Source organism: Yersinia sp. 2541 StPb PI (assembly GCF_052217145.1).
GTDB classification, from domain to species: Bacteria; Pseudomonadota; Gammaproteobacteria; order Enterobacterales; family Enterobacteriaceae; genus Yersinia; species Yersinia enterocolitica_E.
On sequence record NZ_JAZGQB010000001.1, the window covers coordinates 1978979 to 1995429 of the forward strand.

Sequence of the window (16451 nt, forward strand, 5' to 3'; positions counted from 1 at the left end):
AACAAAAAACCCGCCTAATATGGCGGGTTGACTGACGAGACGAAAAGCCCGTTTATTCTGCGCTGGTAGAAGATGACTTCTTAGCGCGTTTCTCCGCTTTTTTCTCAGCTGGAGTTTTTAGTGGCTTTTTCTTCGCGTTCTTTTTGCTGTCCATTCCCTTACTCATGGCTTGCCTCTCTTTACCTTCGGTTAGGTTGGTACGCCCACCTATTAACCACCTTATGAGGGTAAGTTGCAAGGAGATAAAGCATCAATGCAATTAATCTATTGTTTAACAACAGTATTATTAAATCTTAATTTATCTTGTTACCGTTTAAATCGTGTTATCCCGAGGATATAACTGCGCAGAATGCATTGAGATATGGCGTAATTATCGCCAGTTGGAGGAATTAATTGGCTGATTGGCGTAAATGTGATGTTTTATCGTTGACCCTGCGTGCTGTATAGGCTTTGATAACTTTAATGTCTAATAACAAACATGGAAAAATAATGGAACAATTACGTGGGCTTTATCCAGCGTATGAACCCTACGACAGTGGTTTATTAGACACCGGCGATGGGCATCAGATTTATTGGGAACTCTGTGGCAACCCAGAAGGTAAACCAGCTGTATTTATACATGGTGGACCGGGAGGGGGTATTGCACCTTATCACCGGCAACTTTTTAACCCTAAAAAATATAAAGTGCTGCTGTTTGATCAACGTGGATGTGGTCGTTCAAAACCCCACGCCAGTCTGGACAATAATACAACCTGGCATTTGGTCGATGATATCGAACGGCTACGCAAAATGGCGGATGTAGATAAGTGGCTGATCTTTGGTGGTTCATGGGGCTCAACACTCGCATTGGCTTATGGTGAAACACACCCCGAACGGGTCAGTGAGATGGTTCTGCGTGGAATTTTCACACTACGCAAAAAAGAGTTGAATTGGTACTACCAGGATGGGGCCTCTCGTTTTTTCCCAGATAAATGGCAACGTATACTTTCCATTTTATCGCCAGAAGAACGGAGTGATATTACTGCTGCTTACCGTAAGCGGCTGACATCACCTGACAAGGCGGTACAACTGGAGGCTGCCAAAATTTGGAGTTTATGGGAAGGTGAAACTGTTACATTATTACCGACCAAAAGCTCTGCTTCCTTTGGCGAAGATGATTTTGCTCTGGCCTTTGCCCGTATTGAAAATCACTATTTTACCCATCTAGGTTTTTTAGACAGTGATAACCAATTGTTGGATAACGTGACACGTATTCGTCATATTCCAGCAGTTATTATTCATGGTCGATATGATATGGCGTGCCAGCCACAGAATGCCTGGGATTTAGCACAAGCCTGGCCAGAGGCTGAATTGCATATTGTCGAAGGTGCGGGGCATTCCTTTGATGAGCCAGGAATTCTGCACCAGTTGATTCTGGCTACAGATAGATTTGCGCGTAAGTCATAATTGTCTTATTCGGTCCACTCCCGCAACTTGATACCTGCGGGAGTTTTTAGTCGCTTACTTTATCTTGGGCTCATACGGTAAGCGTGAGAATTTAATTGATTCAGCACGGTAGTGAGCTAAGCGTTGTAAAAAATACTCACGCAGTTCTTCCGGCTGTTCCCGGGCGATCATTTCAGCAATCACTGGCATATTGTAACGCTCTTTAAACGCCACACCTGAAGCGGCTAAATCAACATTCATTTTTGCCGTTTCTTCGTCAGAAAGCTCCGTCAGATTATATCCCATCGTTTTCTCCTTCTTAGGCTGTGGGGGTATGGCGCAAAAGGTAATGCAGGTAACGTGGATTGGCAAGTAGCGGATGTGACCAAACCATCACATTAATCGGTTATCTGTATTGGGATAATATTAATACCCACTGTAATTAATTATTATTTTAAGGTGAAAATCAAATAATAATCATTCCTTTTAGTATTTTGCCGGTAATGTGAATGATTCTTATAATAATTACGGTAATTTGTGGGATTTATTATTTTATGATTTAAATCAAGTGGTTGAGTTGTCTTTATCTTTTTAATGTTTTTATTGTAAATGGGGTGTTCTTATTTTGTATTTATCTTGGCATAATACGAAAAATAATCATCGCTTACCTGCATTATAAAAATAAGGGAATTATTATGTTGAAAACAGAAATGGCAAAAAAGCTCAATGAGCAGCTTAATCTGGAGTTTTACTCTGCGAATCTTTACCTGCAAATGAGTGCCTGGTGCAGCGATAAAGGTTTTGAAGGTGCTGCGGCATTTTTAAAAGAGCATTCTCAAGAAGAGATGCAGCACATGCAGCGTTTGTTCGAATATCTCAGCGGGACAGGCTCTATGCCGGTTTTGGGTACGATCAGCGCCCCACCAATTGATTTTGCTTCTCTGGCTGATGTATTCAAGCAGACTTACGAGCATGAGCAGCTTATTACTACTCAAATTAATGAACTCGCTCATGCAGCAATGGAAAACCACGATTATTCCACGTTCAATTTCCTGCAATGGTATGTGGCTGAGCAGCATGAAGAAGAAAAACTGTTCAAATCCATTCTTGATAAACTGGCCTTGGTGGGTAACAGCGGTAATTCATTGTTCTTCGTTGATAAAGATCTGAAAACAATGGCGGCCCAAAGCCACGTTCAAGCTTAATCTGTATTGTTAGAGTGATTGACGCAGTTTTTGATTCTCGATCAACAGAATCAGGAACTGCGATTTTCGTTTTTCCCCGCTAACTTAGCTACACAACTCCCTCCATCTTATTGTTTTCGTGCTAATTGCATATTGTTTAGCTATGGTTTCTCGACTTGCTATATTCAAATCGTTATCATTTGCAATAACGACAAGGCAGTGAGTTGAATTGCTGCCCAATTATTGGTGATATTTCAATCACCACTCAGAATTTGGCGTTTTGTTTTGTGTGCTATCTCACAGGTAGTGCAATTGACTGGAAGTGATAGGGGTTCGCGCTGCCAATATAGGATATGGTTGGTAGCAGATTGATTCTTTTCCCCATTGATTAAGGGATACTATGTTTATTCGCAAAGTCCGTTCTTCTTGCCGCATGCTTTCGGCGCTTATTGTGTTGTTTGTTGGGCTATCTAGCCAGCAAGCTCTGGCTCACGCACACCTGAAAATAGAGTCGCCAGCTGCCGATACCACTATCGGTTCAGCACCAGAAGCAGTGACGCTGGGTTTCTCTGAAGGTATTGAACTCAATTTCAGTGGCGTGAAAGTTACCGGCCCTGATAACAATGTAGTGAAAACTGGTGCGTTAAAATTGGATCCGGTGAATAACACACAGTTGATTTTGCCTATTGATCATGCATTAACAGCAGGGAAATATAATGTTTCATGGCACGTGGTGTCTGTCGATGGTCATAAAACCAAAGGCACATACAGCTTCACTGTGAAATAATATGTCTCTGGCGGCTCTATTCGTTCTGTGTCGCTTCTTGCATTTTCTGGCGGTGATGCTGATGTTTGGCATCAGTATATTCACCGCTGTATTAGCACCAGATCGATTCTCTTCAATACTCAAAACCCGTCTGTCACCTCTACTGATCTTCAGTACTTTTCTGGGGCTTATCTCTGCCGTGGGACTTTTAGCCGTTCAGGCTGGAATGATGGGTGATGGTTGGGCTGATACTTATCGATTGACCGTTTGGTGGTCGGTATTTGGTACACGCTTCGGCCAGGTGTGGCAATGGCATATGGGTTTATCCATTTTGATTATGTGGATAGTGTTGCTGGGTTCAACTCGTAGCAACTATCGACTGATAGCGGGCTGCTCAACGTTGTTACTCGCGAGTCTTGCTTTTACCGGGCATGCGGCGATGCATGCTGGAGTCGTGGGATGGATTCACCAAACTAATCAAATCATACATCTGCTCAGTGCGGGTTACTGGCTGGGTTGCTTACCAGCGCTGCTGATTTGCCTCGTTTATACCCGCAATAATGATGTCAAACGTGAAGCCATCACTACGTTGATTCGATTCTCAAGCTGGGGACATCTGGCCGTAGCATTGGTACTGGCGAGTGGTGTTATTAACAGCATCATTATACTGGGCGATACCGCGCTGACGCTGACATCTACTTATCAGATACTTCTGCTCTGCAAAGTGTTATTGGTGATGTTTATGATTATTGTTGCACTGATTAATCGTTATCTCATCGTTCCATTGCTTAAGCAATTACCCGCTAAAGCTCACTATTGGCTAGTGGTAAATAGTTGTGTGGAAATTATCCTCGGTGTAGCGGTATTACTCTTAGTCAGTGTTTTTGCCACTATGGCACCGGTATAGGGTAAAGCTATAAGTAACAGATATTGCTACTGAGCTTGCATTGGAGCCTTTGGATGCGAGAAAATCTAAGCAATCAATTAATTGAGGATAATTAAGATGAAAGGTTTTGTGCTGACGTTATCGTTGCTGATGCTATCAATTAACGCTATTGCTGCTGGAAAGATAGTGACGGTCAGTAAATTTGAATTTGGTAAGCAATGGGCATTTACCCGAGAAGAAGTGATGCTGGAATGCCGCCCAGGTAATGCTTTATTTGTGATTAACCCGAGTACGTTAGCGCAATATCCCCTCAATGATATTGCTACCGAGCAGATGAAATCTGGCCTTGTATTAGCGAAGCCGTTAGATATTTTGTTGTTAGATGACAGTAACAACCCTGGGCAGAAGATGAGCTTGGCGCCTTTCCAGCAGCATGCAATGTCATTGTGTCAAAATTAAACCTGAAATTGTGAGACTCACCAATATTAACCCGTATTTTTCAAATGATTACTATTACTAGTAATAGGTTTGAGTTTTCGCCATTCAGATTAGTTTACAACCGTAATTAATTAGTTCTATTGCCAAGTTGGCGAAACACATGTACTCGACTACGCTTAAGGAGTACGGCTGAATAAGCCTACGTTAATGCCAACTTTTAGCGCACGGCTCTCTCCCAAGAGCCATTTCCCTAGACCGAATATAGGAATCGTATTCGGTCTTTTTTTAACTATTTGATTTTAAATGTGGATTTTAGGTTTATCGAAATTTGATATTCGGCCTTTTTATAACATTACGTATTCTTTCCCCCTCGTATCAAGATACTTGTTCGTCATTTTTTCCGATTTATGCCCCAGCAGTTTCATCGCAAATTCCTTACCTTTTTCCTTTTCATACAATCGTCCGGCTAGGCTTCTGATCTCATGAAAAGTTGGCGGACTCTCATCAAAACGAAAATCTGTTCCTTTTCTCGCCGTTACGAATTTCTTTGTCAGGCTATCTGGATGCAGTGATCCATCAGGGCTATTTTTTCTGATGCCAGCACTTATCATAAAATCTGTTTTACTGGCTAATCTACATTGTTCAATCACGGTGCTAAGGCGTAGGCCAACGGCTTTAAGTTCAAGATCTAAGGGCAGGGAGATCATGGCTCCGGTTTTGCCTTGGTCTATCTGTAATCTGCCATCAACAATCTGGTCAAAGCGCATCAGAGATAAATCCTCACGTCGTTGGCCAGTGACTAGCGCCAGATCCATTGATAGCCCAAACCACGCCGGTAATGTGTCAGCGACCTCACGAATAGCGAGATACTGATCCAGTTCCAGGCGCTCACGTTTCACCACTGGTTTAGCTGAGCGTGTCGGTGTCACCGGATTATTATCTATATGGCCCTCGACAATCGCTTCTCGGAAAATATCAGACAACACTGACCGCATAGTAGCGGCCATAGTTTTTTTGTCCTGTGCCACCCAAAACTCTAAAAACTCTGCAATATGGCGCGTGCTGATTTTAGCTAACACCTTGTTGCCCATCTTTTCGCTGATCATGGCTATTTGTCCCTTGCGAACTTTATAGGTGTTTTCGGCCAATTCCCGGCGCTTATAGATGACGTCATATCGTTTTAGCCATGCCGCCAGTGTGTACTCCTGCGTGCCTTTGAGCTTTTCTAGTAGCGCGACAGGAGTGTAGTTTTGTTCAATGAAATTATTGGCTTCAATGGCTTGGGATATGGCGTCTCGCCGGGCAATTTTGCCGAGAGATAACTCCTTTCCAGTTAGCGGGTTGCCTGACTAAATCAATATCGACCTGATGAGTACGAACTGATTATACGGCATTATGTGTTGAATCAGTCAAAACGGGCCATTGCTCGGCAGCAGAAACGGGATGAAAGAGCCGTCAGGGTGAGCATGCAGATGGCCGAAGGATTTGTTGATGGTTGCTTGTCGATGATAGACGTTTGCCTAGAAATGGACCCTGCAACAATGAAGTCAGAAATTTATGATGAAAGTGTTGGTGCGGCCGCAAAAAGTGTATTAGTATGATAAGAGTTGGTTATGAAGTAGCGCTTATTCAGTCAAATAAACCTCGCCTTTGTGCGGGGTTTTGTCTTTTCTGGAGTTTGCATTAGTAGACTGAATTATCTGAAAAGTAACCTTGCTGATGGCGTGCTTATAAATTGATGCGTAGACCCCTACGGAAAATTGCCCGGTGCGCCTCTCTGTTGGTAATCATATCTATGAGATATTGGCAACTATTCCAGCCCTTGAGTTAATAGTTATAGGGGGGCTGTTTTGTGAGTCATGCCCACTATAAAACTGGTCATGTTTAATGTTTGTTTATAATTGCACTGTATATTATATAGTGCTGTGATAGTTACCTTGGTGCAAGGATTGCATTATCATTGGTACGGTTACAGGGTCAGCTATCACAGCACCAAACTCAAAGCCTCGGTTAATCGCCGGGGCTTTTTATTTTAAGTAAATCACTGTTCGTTTAAAAATGGGTTATTAATATTTTGATATATTCCCTTAACAAATGATAGGGATGTGATTTATGAGAATGTTAATTGCTGTTATTTTGTGTTTACCATTGTCTGCTTGTTCTTGGAGTTGGATACCAATGCCGTACCCAAGTTCTTCAGAGATATGCCCTCGCGGGACGGATAGTATCTCTCAGCAATGCCGTTGAATTATTGGTGGGAGCTGTAATTACTGGAGGGCTCATTCGCATGAGCGCTGGGCAGATCCACACTATCGACTTTCCAAAAGAAGCTAAGTGTACCTTACTGATGTGAAGTAATGGTTGGGAAAAACAGGCAACTTTCCAGCCCTTGAGTTAATTGCTCAGGAGCTTTTTATTAGCTATCGATGTTGTTCTCCACCATATATACAAAGTGCGTACCAAGGCTCTGACCAAGAATTACAATCTTTATTACACGTGTGACTAACACCCATAGAGACACAAGCAAACGTAGGGATTGCTATTGTAAACAACAATGCCACCGCTCCAAACTTTATAATTTTAAACATAATGATTTCTCCAAATTTGCAGGTGAGTTTTTATATGCTCACGTCCATATACTTGAAATATTTAATGAGTGTCAAAATAAATACATGGATCATTGATGAATCGTATACTAGTTAATAATGAAATGATTATGGTGCTATTTAATTTTGGCCTTTTTTTCATTTCTACATTCGCATGGGTACTGGATTGGTTAATCCAATCGTTGTGAAACAGTATCCAGCCGAATGTGGAGAAAGCCGGCACCGATATGTGGGGATACAAGTGGAACACCAGTGAAACGACATCGGCGAATTCCCCGCCACCACAGAAGTACATTTAAAGGTATGTGGTCAGCACATCGTTAGGTGTTGACGCCGGAACCGTAACCGACTTCAAAAATGATAAGCCCCGACATAAGTCAGGGCTTTTTGGTTTGTGGAATGGGCGGATACCTTCATTGAAAAGCACATGTCCTATTAATGTTCAACAGCGTCACCATTACGCATTCTTTGTATTACTCGCCACACAACAGTAATGACGGATTGGAGTCATCACCTTGATTTACTATTTATTTCGACCACATGGACAAATAATCCTAAAAGGTATTCATCATGTCTAATTCATTAAAATATCCCATTATTCTCGTTCACGGTTTCAGTGGTTTCGATAAGATTGCTGGAATCTATCCTTACTTTTTCGGTATTCAGCAAGCACTGGAAAAAGCCGGAGCTACTGTATTCACTGCCTCTATATCGGCAGAAAACAGTAATGAAGCTCGTGGTGAACAATTACTCAGTTTTGTAAAACAAGTCACCCAATTAACCGGAGCCCACAAGGTCAACCTGATTGGTCACAGCCAAGGCCCTTTGGCCTGCCGCTACGTCGCCGCCATTCATCCCGAACTGGTTGCGTCTGTTACCTCCGTTAATGGGGCAAACTTTGGCTCGGAAATTGCCGATCTGGTCCGTTTGGCGATGAAACCAGGCTCCCTTCCAGAAGCGATTGCGGGCGCAGTGATGAACGTTTTTGGCTCATTCCTTTCCATTATGACTGGTCGTCCCTCGCTGCCACAAGACAGTGTCGCAGCACTTAACTCGCTCACCAGCGAAGGCGTCGCTAAATTCAATGCCAAATATCCGCAGGGTTTGCCAAGCAATTGGGGAGGCGAAGGTAAAGAATATGAGAATGGCGTTTATTATTATTCTTGGGGTGGGGTGATTAATTACAACCCGATTGAGCAGGGACTCAATAATTTTGATCCGCTGCATATTTCAATGGTTGCCCTCTCATTTCTGTTCACAAAAGAACGTTTACAGAATGATGGGTTGGTTGGGCGCTATAGTATGCATCTCGGCAAAGTTATCCGCTCTGATTATTCAATGGATCACCTGGATGCTATCAATCAAACTGCGGGGGTTGTTACCAGCAGTACCAACCCTGTTCAACTATTTGTCGAGCACGTGGCACGTTTAACATCGAAAGGGTTATAACTTTCGGATAAGAGTGCTTGCGAGCTCTGTCACGTTTAGCTAATTGAAACTGCTATAGTCAGGGCTACACCGAGTGCTTTTATAGTGTAATAGATTTAATTTTAGTCACTAGTTTTATGCAACGCTAAGCGATCAATTCACGACAATTTTTAAGGCTCACTTCGGTGATTTTTTATTCATTTTTTTTGGGGGGGCGAGGAGCTCAATAAAAATGAGCGATATTTACTAATTGTTTATGTTGCTAGTGTAAATTATAACTTGCCGTGACAGTTGCTTTTTGATGATTGTGGCTCAGTCGTCCTACCCGTGGTAGTTAGCTATCACTGCATTATATTTCATCGACCAATCCAATATGATTATTAGGCGCAAAAAAAAGCCCTTACCTCTATCTTATTTGGTAAGGGATGCCAATTCGGCCAACACCAGGGAAAGTTATGTTGATTTCATTTTACCGAAGGGATCGTTCCCGTCAATGAATATATAAGTTCAATTAATTGAATTAAAATAGATTATTTATAAATGTGTTTTATATAATTAGCTCGTTATTAATATATATAGATTAAAACTGATATAGCCAGAGAACATCCCGATCACTACAGAATAATTTTAAGGCTACCAATTTGGTGGCCTTTTTTATTTAGCGTCCGTCAAAACAGTCAATTACTGAAAACACCCTCATATCTCCGAGTGACTACGACGGGAGCTATTACCTACTCAACAGCATACGAACCCGACCAATGGCGGGAATATATACCCAACTGGTGGCCACGTGATGTAATTCGTTATAGCGGTGCTGGTTTTGCTAAAATTCACCAACCTGTTATCTGGTAACTCTCGACTCGATGGGTTATAAAAATTATCTAAATATCGTTAAATTCGGGTCCCTGTTGAGCAAATACAACGATTAGTGGTGTGTTTATCCTCAGAATCATCTTAATACAAATAGGAATCGAAAATGGTCAATCTTGCTAACACTAAAGGTAACAATACCACTGGTGTACATATGCTTCAGCGCGACAAAAATGGTGGTTTTCGGATTCGTACCAGCCCAGATTGTCTGAAACGCTTCACTTCAGTTGATATACGGCCAGAACATCGTAGTTGGTTCAACGGGAAAAACGAAATTTACGGTTCGGAGCCTTACAACACGATTGAAGAAGGTGCGGCAGCTCTTTGTGCGTTCATCGAAAAGGTTTGCGGCATCACATGTGTCTGGGAACCTAAGAGAAAATAACGGTACCCTTATCTGGATTGGGGCAGATCAATTATGTCTGATCCTCGCTCTCGAGAGACCAACATAATCATTGGAGGAGGTTTGATTATGAATATGTCGTCGTGGAAAATCCCATCATCGGCCAAAAAAACTTCCTCAGAGATCATATATGGGGGAGATAACGACAGTGCCTATACAGCTTCTTCAGGGCTAGTTCAGGGGGAGGAGTGATGTTTTGAGCAGTCAGTGACCTGCGGGTAATTGCGACATACTAGATTGAGTTTGTTTTTCGGCTCGAAACCTTTATCCAGCATGCATCGTTGAATATTAGCGGCTTTGCGCAGCGTCGGCACGTAAGGCGTCGAACCCAACGGTTGCGGATAACCGCATTGATACATCACCGCCAGTGCTTGCTTGTCGTTTTCAACTTCATGAGAAAAATGCAGCGAGGCTCCCACTTTACGCCAGGTAATCAAGGAAAACTTGCTCACGCCGGAATCCGGCTTAATCGGATGAAACCCTCTGTCTGCAACAAAAGGCAGCGCTTCTAGCTGACTCTGACTCAAGGGATACCCCTGCTCTTGCTTGAGGCAGGCTGGTGTATCATGGTAAACACGAACGCTGCAAATTTTGAATCCGTCTTTACGGGTAAACCCCATATTCTCCATGCATTGGTAATACAGAACTGACTCATTATCCGTTTTGGGAATATCGGAGCCGGGGAGTTGCACGCCGCATTTACCCATCGCGACGCGCACGCCGTCGATATCCGTATCAGGACGTTGCCACTGTGTTAGATCCGGTGCTGGGGAGCATCCTGTCAGCAGGAAGATAGACGTCATCAGCAGGGGTAAAGTTATCAGAGTCGATTTTCGGAACATTAAAATCCCTTATTTATTATTGTTTCAGATCGCATCCATACTGCCCGTATTGCTCCTGTGTGACAACGCTGTCCGGGTTTTGATTATCACTGAAATAAAAATTTCACCCAGCCTGGATTGACTAAATCTCCACGTTCTATTCTGAAACATTCGATCCGCTGATACCAGGAATGTATTTTTCAGTTCTAACTTCCGCACCTCGCTCAGGCTGTGTGAAAACACCTGATCACTTTTTGGTCTAAGCGATGGTTGCATATGATCAACCATTCTTTATAAACCCATGCAACATACTTACTTTTCTATTAAAATTATAAACATACAAGTGAATACTGTGGTACCAACATGGCCAATCACATTCAAGGACATGGCAGGCATCAGGTGACATTGCTCCCTGATGCACTGGACGATTTTGTCACTGAAGATAACCCCGTCAGAGTGGTTGATATATTTGTAGATGGGTTACAGCTTGATTCTCTTGGTTTCAGAAGAGTTGATGCAAAACGAACCGGACGGCCCGGATATCACCCTGCCACCCTACTGAAGCTGTACATTTACGGATATCTCAACCGAATTCAGTCCTCCCGCAGACTGGAAAAAGAGGCCCATCGGAACGTTGAACTGATGTGGTTACTTGAACGATTAACGCCTGACTTTAAAACCATTGCAGATTTCAGAAAAGATAACGGTGAAGGTATCAGGAATGCCTGTCGGGCCTTTATTGGCCTGTGCCGGCAAATGCAAATGTTCACTGATGTCGTTGTTGCCATTGACGGCAGCAAATTCAAAGCAGTAAACAGCAAACCCAACAACTTCACATCCCAGAAAGCCAAAGACCATATTGAGCGCGTTGAGCAAAGTATTACTTTTTATTTAAACAAGCTGGATGAAGCCGACAAGAATACTGAGCCCGATGCAAACACAAAGTTAACAGCCACTAAACTGGCCTGGCTAAAAAAGCGTTTACGTGAGCTTCAGGAGATCCAACAAGCAATCGCACAACAGCCAGATAAACAACTTTCTTTAACCGACCCTGACTCCCGGTTGATGAAAACAAATAATATGAACCGGCAAGTTTGCTACAACGTTCAGACAGCTGTGGATACGAAGAACCATTTGATTGTTGCGCATGAAGTCACCAACACAACAGATAATGGGCAACTTGGTTCAGTAGCAACACTGGCTCAGAAAGCTGTTGGCCGGAAGGACATAACAGTACTTGCCGACAAAGGGTATTACAGTCGCAGTGATATTAAAACAGTTCTGGATAGCGGAGCCGTGGCGTTGGTGCCAAAGGGAGATACCTCTGGTGCTGAACGTAAGGGGCTCTATAACCGCTCAATGTTCAGATATAACAGGGAAAAAGATGTTTATGTATGCCCAATGGGCAATGAGCTTCAGAATCGATTTACCTCAATAGAGGACGGACTGGAGCAACAGTTGTACTTTAACAATATTGCCTGTCGCGATTGCAGCCAGCGTTCCAGGTGCACGACATCAAAACGCGATCCAAGGCGTATACGGCGCTGGGTTCATGAAGCTGAAATGGAAGAAATGCATGCCCGGCTTGAGGCATTTCCTCAAGCGGTAGTCATGCGAAAGCAAACGGTAGAACATCCGTTTGGGACAATTAAAATGTGGATGGGTGCAACACACTTCCTGATGCGGAAATTTAAAAATGTCAGTACAGAAATCAGCCTTCATATATTGGCTTATAACCTGAAAAGGATGCTATCAATATGGGGTACTGAAGGATTGATAATTCAACTACAGGAACAATACGGCTAACGGTTCCAGCCGTTTTACCCTCCAGTAACAACAAATATCAGGTTCTTCCCCGCTTTAAAAACTCCTGAGTCACCCGAAAAAAAACACAGATTACTTCGTCAACTTAAACGACTTTATTAAAACACAGATGAGAAATATTGTTTGGTTACTTGAAGCTATGAGTTTTCACACAGCCTGCGCTCGAAGCTGCCGTAGCAAAGACTTTAAGCAGCCATGAGCAAAAATAAAACGTTAGAGCGTATTTCACAGATCAGGGTTTTACGCCGGAATCTCAGATTTTTCCTGCGGTTAAAACTATACTGAGGTTTGATATTCCGCTTGTGTAACAAATTTACAAATTTCACTGATGATGGCAGGTTCAGGCTTGAGTATTGCGCTTACATGATCTCCCGTTGCCGAAATGAACGCAAATTTGTTCGCTTCGGTCCAGTAATTTAGTTGTCGGTAGTAAACATCTTCCAGTCCAGCCCAAAATAATTTAGGAGTGTTGATCTGAGTAAGCTGTACCGAATCATAAAAACCATCGTACGAGCTGATTGCATTGAAATATGCACGTACTGCTGGTTCTGTAGCTGGTGTTATCCAGTCGGTTAATTCAGGGGCAGTAATTTTTGCGTACGCAAAAAATGTATCAAAATCCAGTTTTCCATTTGGGCCTTCAGGAAGGCCATTTTCAACATCCCATCCCCCAATAACCAGTGAAGACAGGGCTTTTGGATGGTATTTTACTAATCCTGCAGCCAGCCAAGCCCCCGAAGAATAGCCTATTACATGAGCCTGTTGGCACCCTAATGCATTGATTAATAATTTTATATTTAATGCCTGTTTTTCCTGCTCATAAAGACCAATTTCAACTGGCTTATCACTCATTCCATGCCCTAACATGTCAGGATATGCGACACAAAATTTGTGGCTGAGAGCCTCAACCAACCCATTAGTGAGCCATGAATTTCCATCCATCAGTAAGCCATGTAATAGTACTACAAGAGGACCATTACCTTTTGTTCGATAATATAAATGACCATTTTTACCATTCATAATCATATAATACCTTCAATAAAAAGAATTAATTAACTGGTCTAACTCCGGTTGAGAGGTTTTATTCCGTCAGAACGCAGCTGACCATCAGGAAATATATGCCTGTATAGCGTTTGCCTGGTTATCCCCAGTTCCTGGCATAATGTACTGACTTTCGTCTCTGGTCGTCCCATTGGTGCCAGAAGCTGACGTAACCAGTTTTGAAAGAGTACATATGGACGTCGCTAACATCGCGTTGCGTTAAAAATTAGGGGGCAGGTCACGGACTAGATTGAATGGTATAATAACCCAAACTACTATTTGCAAGCACAACTTAATGCAAATCACCATGGACGGATTTAGGCATGACTAAAATATTGATGTTGATGATACTGGCGGCAACTGTTACAGGATGCGCACCACTAACTCCTAAGGATTGTCATAAAAATAGCGCACTTAACTCTTGCACCTACAACCGTTCTGGGAAGGTATCAGATAAAGACCTTTTTGGTTACCAGGCCTTGGGTATCAAAAAAGCACTTGATGCAGCCCTCATTGAGCCCCATGCTTGGGGTGGTAAAAGATGTGATGCACACCTCGATTTCAAAATTGATGGTACCCTACAAAATTTCATCATAAAGAGCGGCGATGAAGGTTATTGTCATGCTTTAGTGGAAGCTTCTAAACGTACATTATTCCCACCATTTACGGATCAGCACGTCTACGACGTAATGGGGTCATCGCGCTGGGATTTTCATGGACAGCCTTGAAAAGCGTAGATAGTCGCTACTACAGCGCACTTACAAACACAGTTATACATCAATGCGGTGTAAGGCCAACTTCCGCTCCTCGCTCATAGCAGTCCCCTGATGTTGCTTCGGCTGCTCTGTGCCAGAAGCGGACGTGGATACTTTATTAATATGCACTGCTCAGAAAAAATTCCCTGTTGCCCGGCAAATTCAATCCTTACGTGCATCCTGACTGAGAAGACGTGTGCGGCACACATCCAGAATCTCATCTGCCAGAGCGGAATCATCTGGGCAGGCACGGGACAGCACCAAGGCACCAACAAGATGTGCAATGGTGTCGATGAGTTCAGCACGCGTTCCGCCTTCCCCATTATTTTCATTTCCTAAAACGGCCAGCTGACGTTCAATTCCGGCCGCATATGTCGCCTTGATTGACTCAGATTGACGGGCTGTATCGGTGCCCAGTGCCGACATCACACACCCCTTTCCCATGTCATCGCGATGTTGTCGGGAGAGATAGTATTCAACAAATTTTTCCCGGTTTACACCTGCCGTGCTTTCGGCGGATCGCGTAAAACCGCAGCTCATTGCCTCCGCCATCAGATCAGCCTTAGAGCCAAAGTGCTTGTAGAACCCACCGTGGGTTAAGCCTGCCGCTGACATCAGTTCCGCGACGCCCACGCCATCGTAACCGCGCTCACGAAAAAGTTCTGAGGCCGTTTCAACAATGCGCATTCGGTTTTCCCGAACCTGCTCTTTCGACACTTTCATGCTTTCCTGCCCCTCTCAAAAGTAGGGTTTAAGTATACATTGATGATGATCATAATCAAACCAATTGACTTTATAGATTATGATCATCATCATTATATTAATGTCTCTACCAACCACTTAGCAGGCGAATAAACATGACGAACCAGACCTTATTTCAACCCTATGATCTTGGGACAATAACACTTGCCAACCATATCGTAATGGCACCACTGACGCGTAACCGAGCAGGAGCAGGCTTGGTACCCGGCGAACTGGCGGCGACCTACTACGCCCAACGTGCCACAGCAGGATTGTTGATTACCGAAGCCACGCAGATCTCAGCTCAGGCGCAGGGCTATCAGGATACGCCGGGGATCTACACGCAGGCTCAAATCGAAGGTTGGCGCAAAGTGACTGACGCGGTTCATTCCAGAGGTGGGCGCATATTTGTACAGCTATGGCACGTAGGACGGATCTCGCATGTCGATTTACAGCCTGATGGCGCTGCACCGGTCGCACCGTCTGCCATTCGTGCTGAGACTAAAACCTTTGTGAACAACGGTTTTGCTGACGTCTCTGAGCCACGTGCGCTGGAGTTGCAGGAAATACCGGGGATTATCGACGATTTCAGAAAGGCATCGGCCAATGCCATTGCCGCCGGATTTGACGGCGTAGAGATCCACGGCGCTAATGGTTATCTACTGGAACAGTTCCTCAAAGATGGTGCAAATCAGCGTACTGATGAATACGGCGGCTCTGTCGAAAATCGTGCGCGCCTGCTGTTAGAAGTCACGGCGGCCGTAAAAGAGGAGATTGGTGCTGATCGTACCGGCGTGCGCATTTCACCGGTTTCACCTGCTAATGCGATTGCGTGCAGTGATCCGCAGCCACAATATGATTACCTCGCTGAACAACTCGATGCATTAGGTATCGTGTACATCCATGTGGTTGAAGGTGCTACGGGCGGCCCGCGTGATGTATCACCGTTCGATTACGACTCCCTGCGCCGGCGCTTTAAAAACACCTACATCGGCAACAATGGCTATGACCTGGCGTTGGCGTCCACTCAACTTGCGCAGGGCAAAGCCGATCTGTTCGCGTTTGGTCGCCCGTTCATCTCCAACCCGGATCTGGTCGAAAGGCTCAATACGGGCGCCCCTCTGGCCTCACTCAACCCTGACACACTTTATGGCGGTGGCGCAGCGGGATATACCGATTACCCCTCGCTTGCTGAGGCTAGCAAGTAAAGCATCGGTGTCACGGTTCTACCTGGGTCGCACATTGCGAATTCTGTTTACATAT

14 protein-coding genes and 2 pseudogenes are annotated in these 16451 nt (G+C 43.9%); 11 read left to right on the forward strand and 5 right to left on the reverse strand.

Annotation, left to right across the window (positions count from 1 at the left end; all coding sequences use genetic code 11):
- Positions 1-489: 489 nt before the first annotated feature.
- Complete coding sequence (pip, locus tag V1953_RS08725; RefSeq protein WP_083158607.1) at positions 490-1446, forward strand: prolyl aminopeptidase; 957 nt, start codon at positions 490-492, stop codon at positions 1444-1446.
- Between the two features lie 54 nt (positions 1447-1500).
- On the opposite strand, the gene V1953_RS08730 is transcribed toward pip, so the two are convergent.
- Positions 1501-1731, reverse strand: a complete 231-nt coding sequence (locus V1953_RS08730; protein ID WP_083158608.1) for a DNA polymerase III subunit theta — start codon at positions 1729-1731, stop codon at positions 1501-1503.
- Between the two features lie 389 nt (positions 1732-2120).
- On the opposite strand from V1953_RS08730, the gene ftnA reads away from it, so the two are divergent.
- The 4 genes from ftnA to V1953_RS08750 all read left to right on the forward strand — a co-directional run bounded on the left by ftnA (position 2121) and on the right by V1953_RS08750 (position 4720).
- The gene (gene ftnA, locus V1953_RS08735) at positions 2121-2630 is read left to right on the forward strand and encodes a non-heme ferritin (RefSeq protein ID WP_083158609.1); all 510 of its coding nucleotides are present in this window, start codon (positions 2121-2123) and stop codon (positions 2628-2630) included.
- 379 nt (positions 2631-3009) lie between these two features.
- Positions 3010-3396: a CopC domain-containing protein YobA gene (gene yobA, locus V1953_RS08740; protein WP_083158610.1), complete on the forward strand. Its 387-nt coding sequence runs from the start codon at positions 3010-3012 to the stop codon at positions 3394-3396.
- A 1-nt stretch (position 3397) separates the two neighbouring features.
- Positions 3398-4282, forward strand: a complete 885-nt coding sequence (gene copD / locus V1953_RS08745) for a copper homeostasis membrane protein CopD (protein ID WP_372569260.1) — start codon at positions 3398-3400, stop codon at positions 4280-4282.
- A 96-nt stretch (positions 4283-4378) separates the two neighbouring features.
- A complete protein-coding gene (locus V1953_RS08750) occupies positions 4379-4720 on the forward strand; it encodes a YebY family protein (protein ID WP_442850833.1) in 342 nt (113 codons plus the stop codon).
- A gap of 323 nt (positions 4721-5043) precedes the next feature.
- On the opposite strand, the pseudogene V1953_RS08755 reads toward V1953_RS08750, so the two are convergent.
- Positions 5044-6042 (reverse strand): annotated as a pseudogene (locus V1953_RS08755) (tyrosine-type recombinase/integrase); the annotation flags it as partial.
- Between the two features lie 6 nt (positions 6043-6048).
- Here V1953_RS08755 and V1953_RS08760 point away from each other — a divergent pair.
- The 3 genes and pseudogenes from V1953_RS08760 to V1953_RS08770 all read left to right on the forward strand — a co-directional run.
- Positions 6049-6300, forward strand: a pseudogene (locus tag V1953_RS08760) (antiterminator Q family protein); the annotation flags it as partial.
- Between the two features lie 1575 nt (positions 6301-7875).
- Positions 7876-8754, forward strand: a complete 879-nt coding sequence (locus tag V1953_RS08765; protein ID WP_083158629.1) for a lipase family alpha/beta hydrolase — start codon at positions 7876-7878, stop codon at positions 8752-8754.
- 955 nt (positions 8755-9709) lie between these two features.
- Positions 9710-9988, forward strand: a complete 279-nt coding sequence (locus tag V1953_RS08770) for a hypothetical protein (protein ID WP_083158630.1) — start codon at positions 9710-9712, stop codon at positions 9986-9988.
- 194 nt (positions 9989-10182) lie between these two features.
- Here V1953_RS08770 and V1953_RS08775 read toward each other — a convergent pair whose 3' ends face one another.
- Positions 10183-10848: a hypothetical protein gene (locus V1953_RS08775; RefSeq protein WP_442850834.1), complete on the reverse strand. Its 666-nt coding sequence runs from the start codon at positions 10846-10848 to the stop codon at positions 10183-10185.
- A gap of 342 nt (positions 10849-11190) precedes the next feature.
- Between V1953_RS08775 and V1953_RS08780 the strand changes: the two genes are divergently transcribed.
- Positions 11191-12633: an IS1182 family transposase gene (locus tag V1953_RS08780; RefSeq protein ID WP_050089838.1), complete on the forward strand. Its 1443-nt coding sequence runs from the start codon at positions 11191-11193 to the stop codon at positions 12631-12633.
- Between the two features lie 294 nt (positions 12634-12927).
- Here V1953_RS08780 and V1953_RS08785 read toward each other — a convergent pair whose 3' ends face one another.
- Positions 12928-13671, reverse strand: a complete 744-nt coding sequence (locus tag V1953_RS08785; RefSeq protein ID WP_442847787.1) for an alpha/beta fold hydrolase — start codon at positions 13669-13671, stop codon at positions 12928-12930.
- A gap of 344 nt (positions 13672-14015) precedes the next feature.
- Here V1953_RS08785 and V1953_RS08790 point away from each other — a divergent pair, with 344 nt between their 5' ends.
- A complete protein-coding gene (locus V1953_RS08790) occupies positions 14016-14420 on the forward strand; it encodes a cell envelope integrity TolA C-terminal domain-containing protein (protein ID WP_083158633.1) in 405 nt (134 codons plus the stop codon).
- Between the two features lie 189 nt (positions 14421-14609).
- Here V1953_RS08790 and V1953_RS08795 read toward each other — a convergent pair whose 3' ends face one another.
- The gene (locus V1953_RS08795; protein ID WP_442850835.1) at positions 14610-15170 is read right to left on the reverse strand and encodes a TetR/AcrR family transcriptional regulator; all 561 of its coding nucleotides are present in this window, start codon (positions 15168-15170) and stop codon (positions 14610-14612) included.
- A gap of 134 nt (positions 15171-15304) precedes the next feature.
- Here V1953_RS08795 and V1953_RS08800 point away from each other — a divergent pair, with 134 nt between their 5' ends.
- Positions 15305-16396 (forward strand): alkene reductase, encoded by a 1092-nt coding sequence (locus tag V1953_RS08800; RefSeq protein ID WP_057621276.1) that lies wholly within the window; start codon positions 15305-15307, stop codon positions 16394-16396.
- Positions 16397-16451 lie beyond the last annotated feature (55 nt).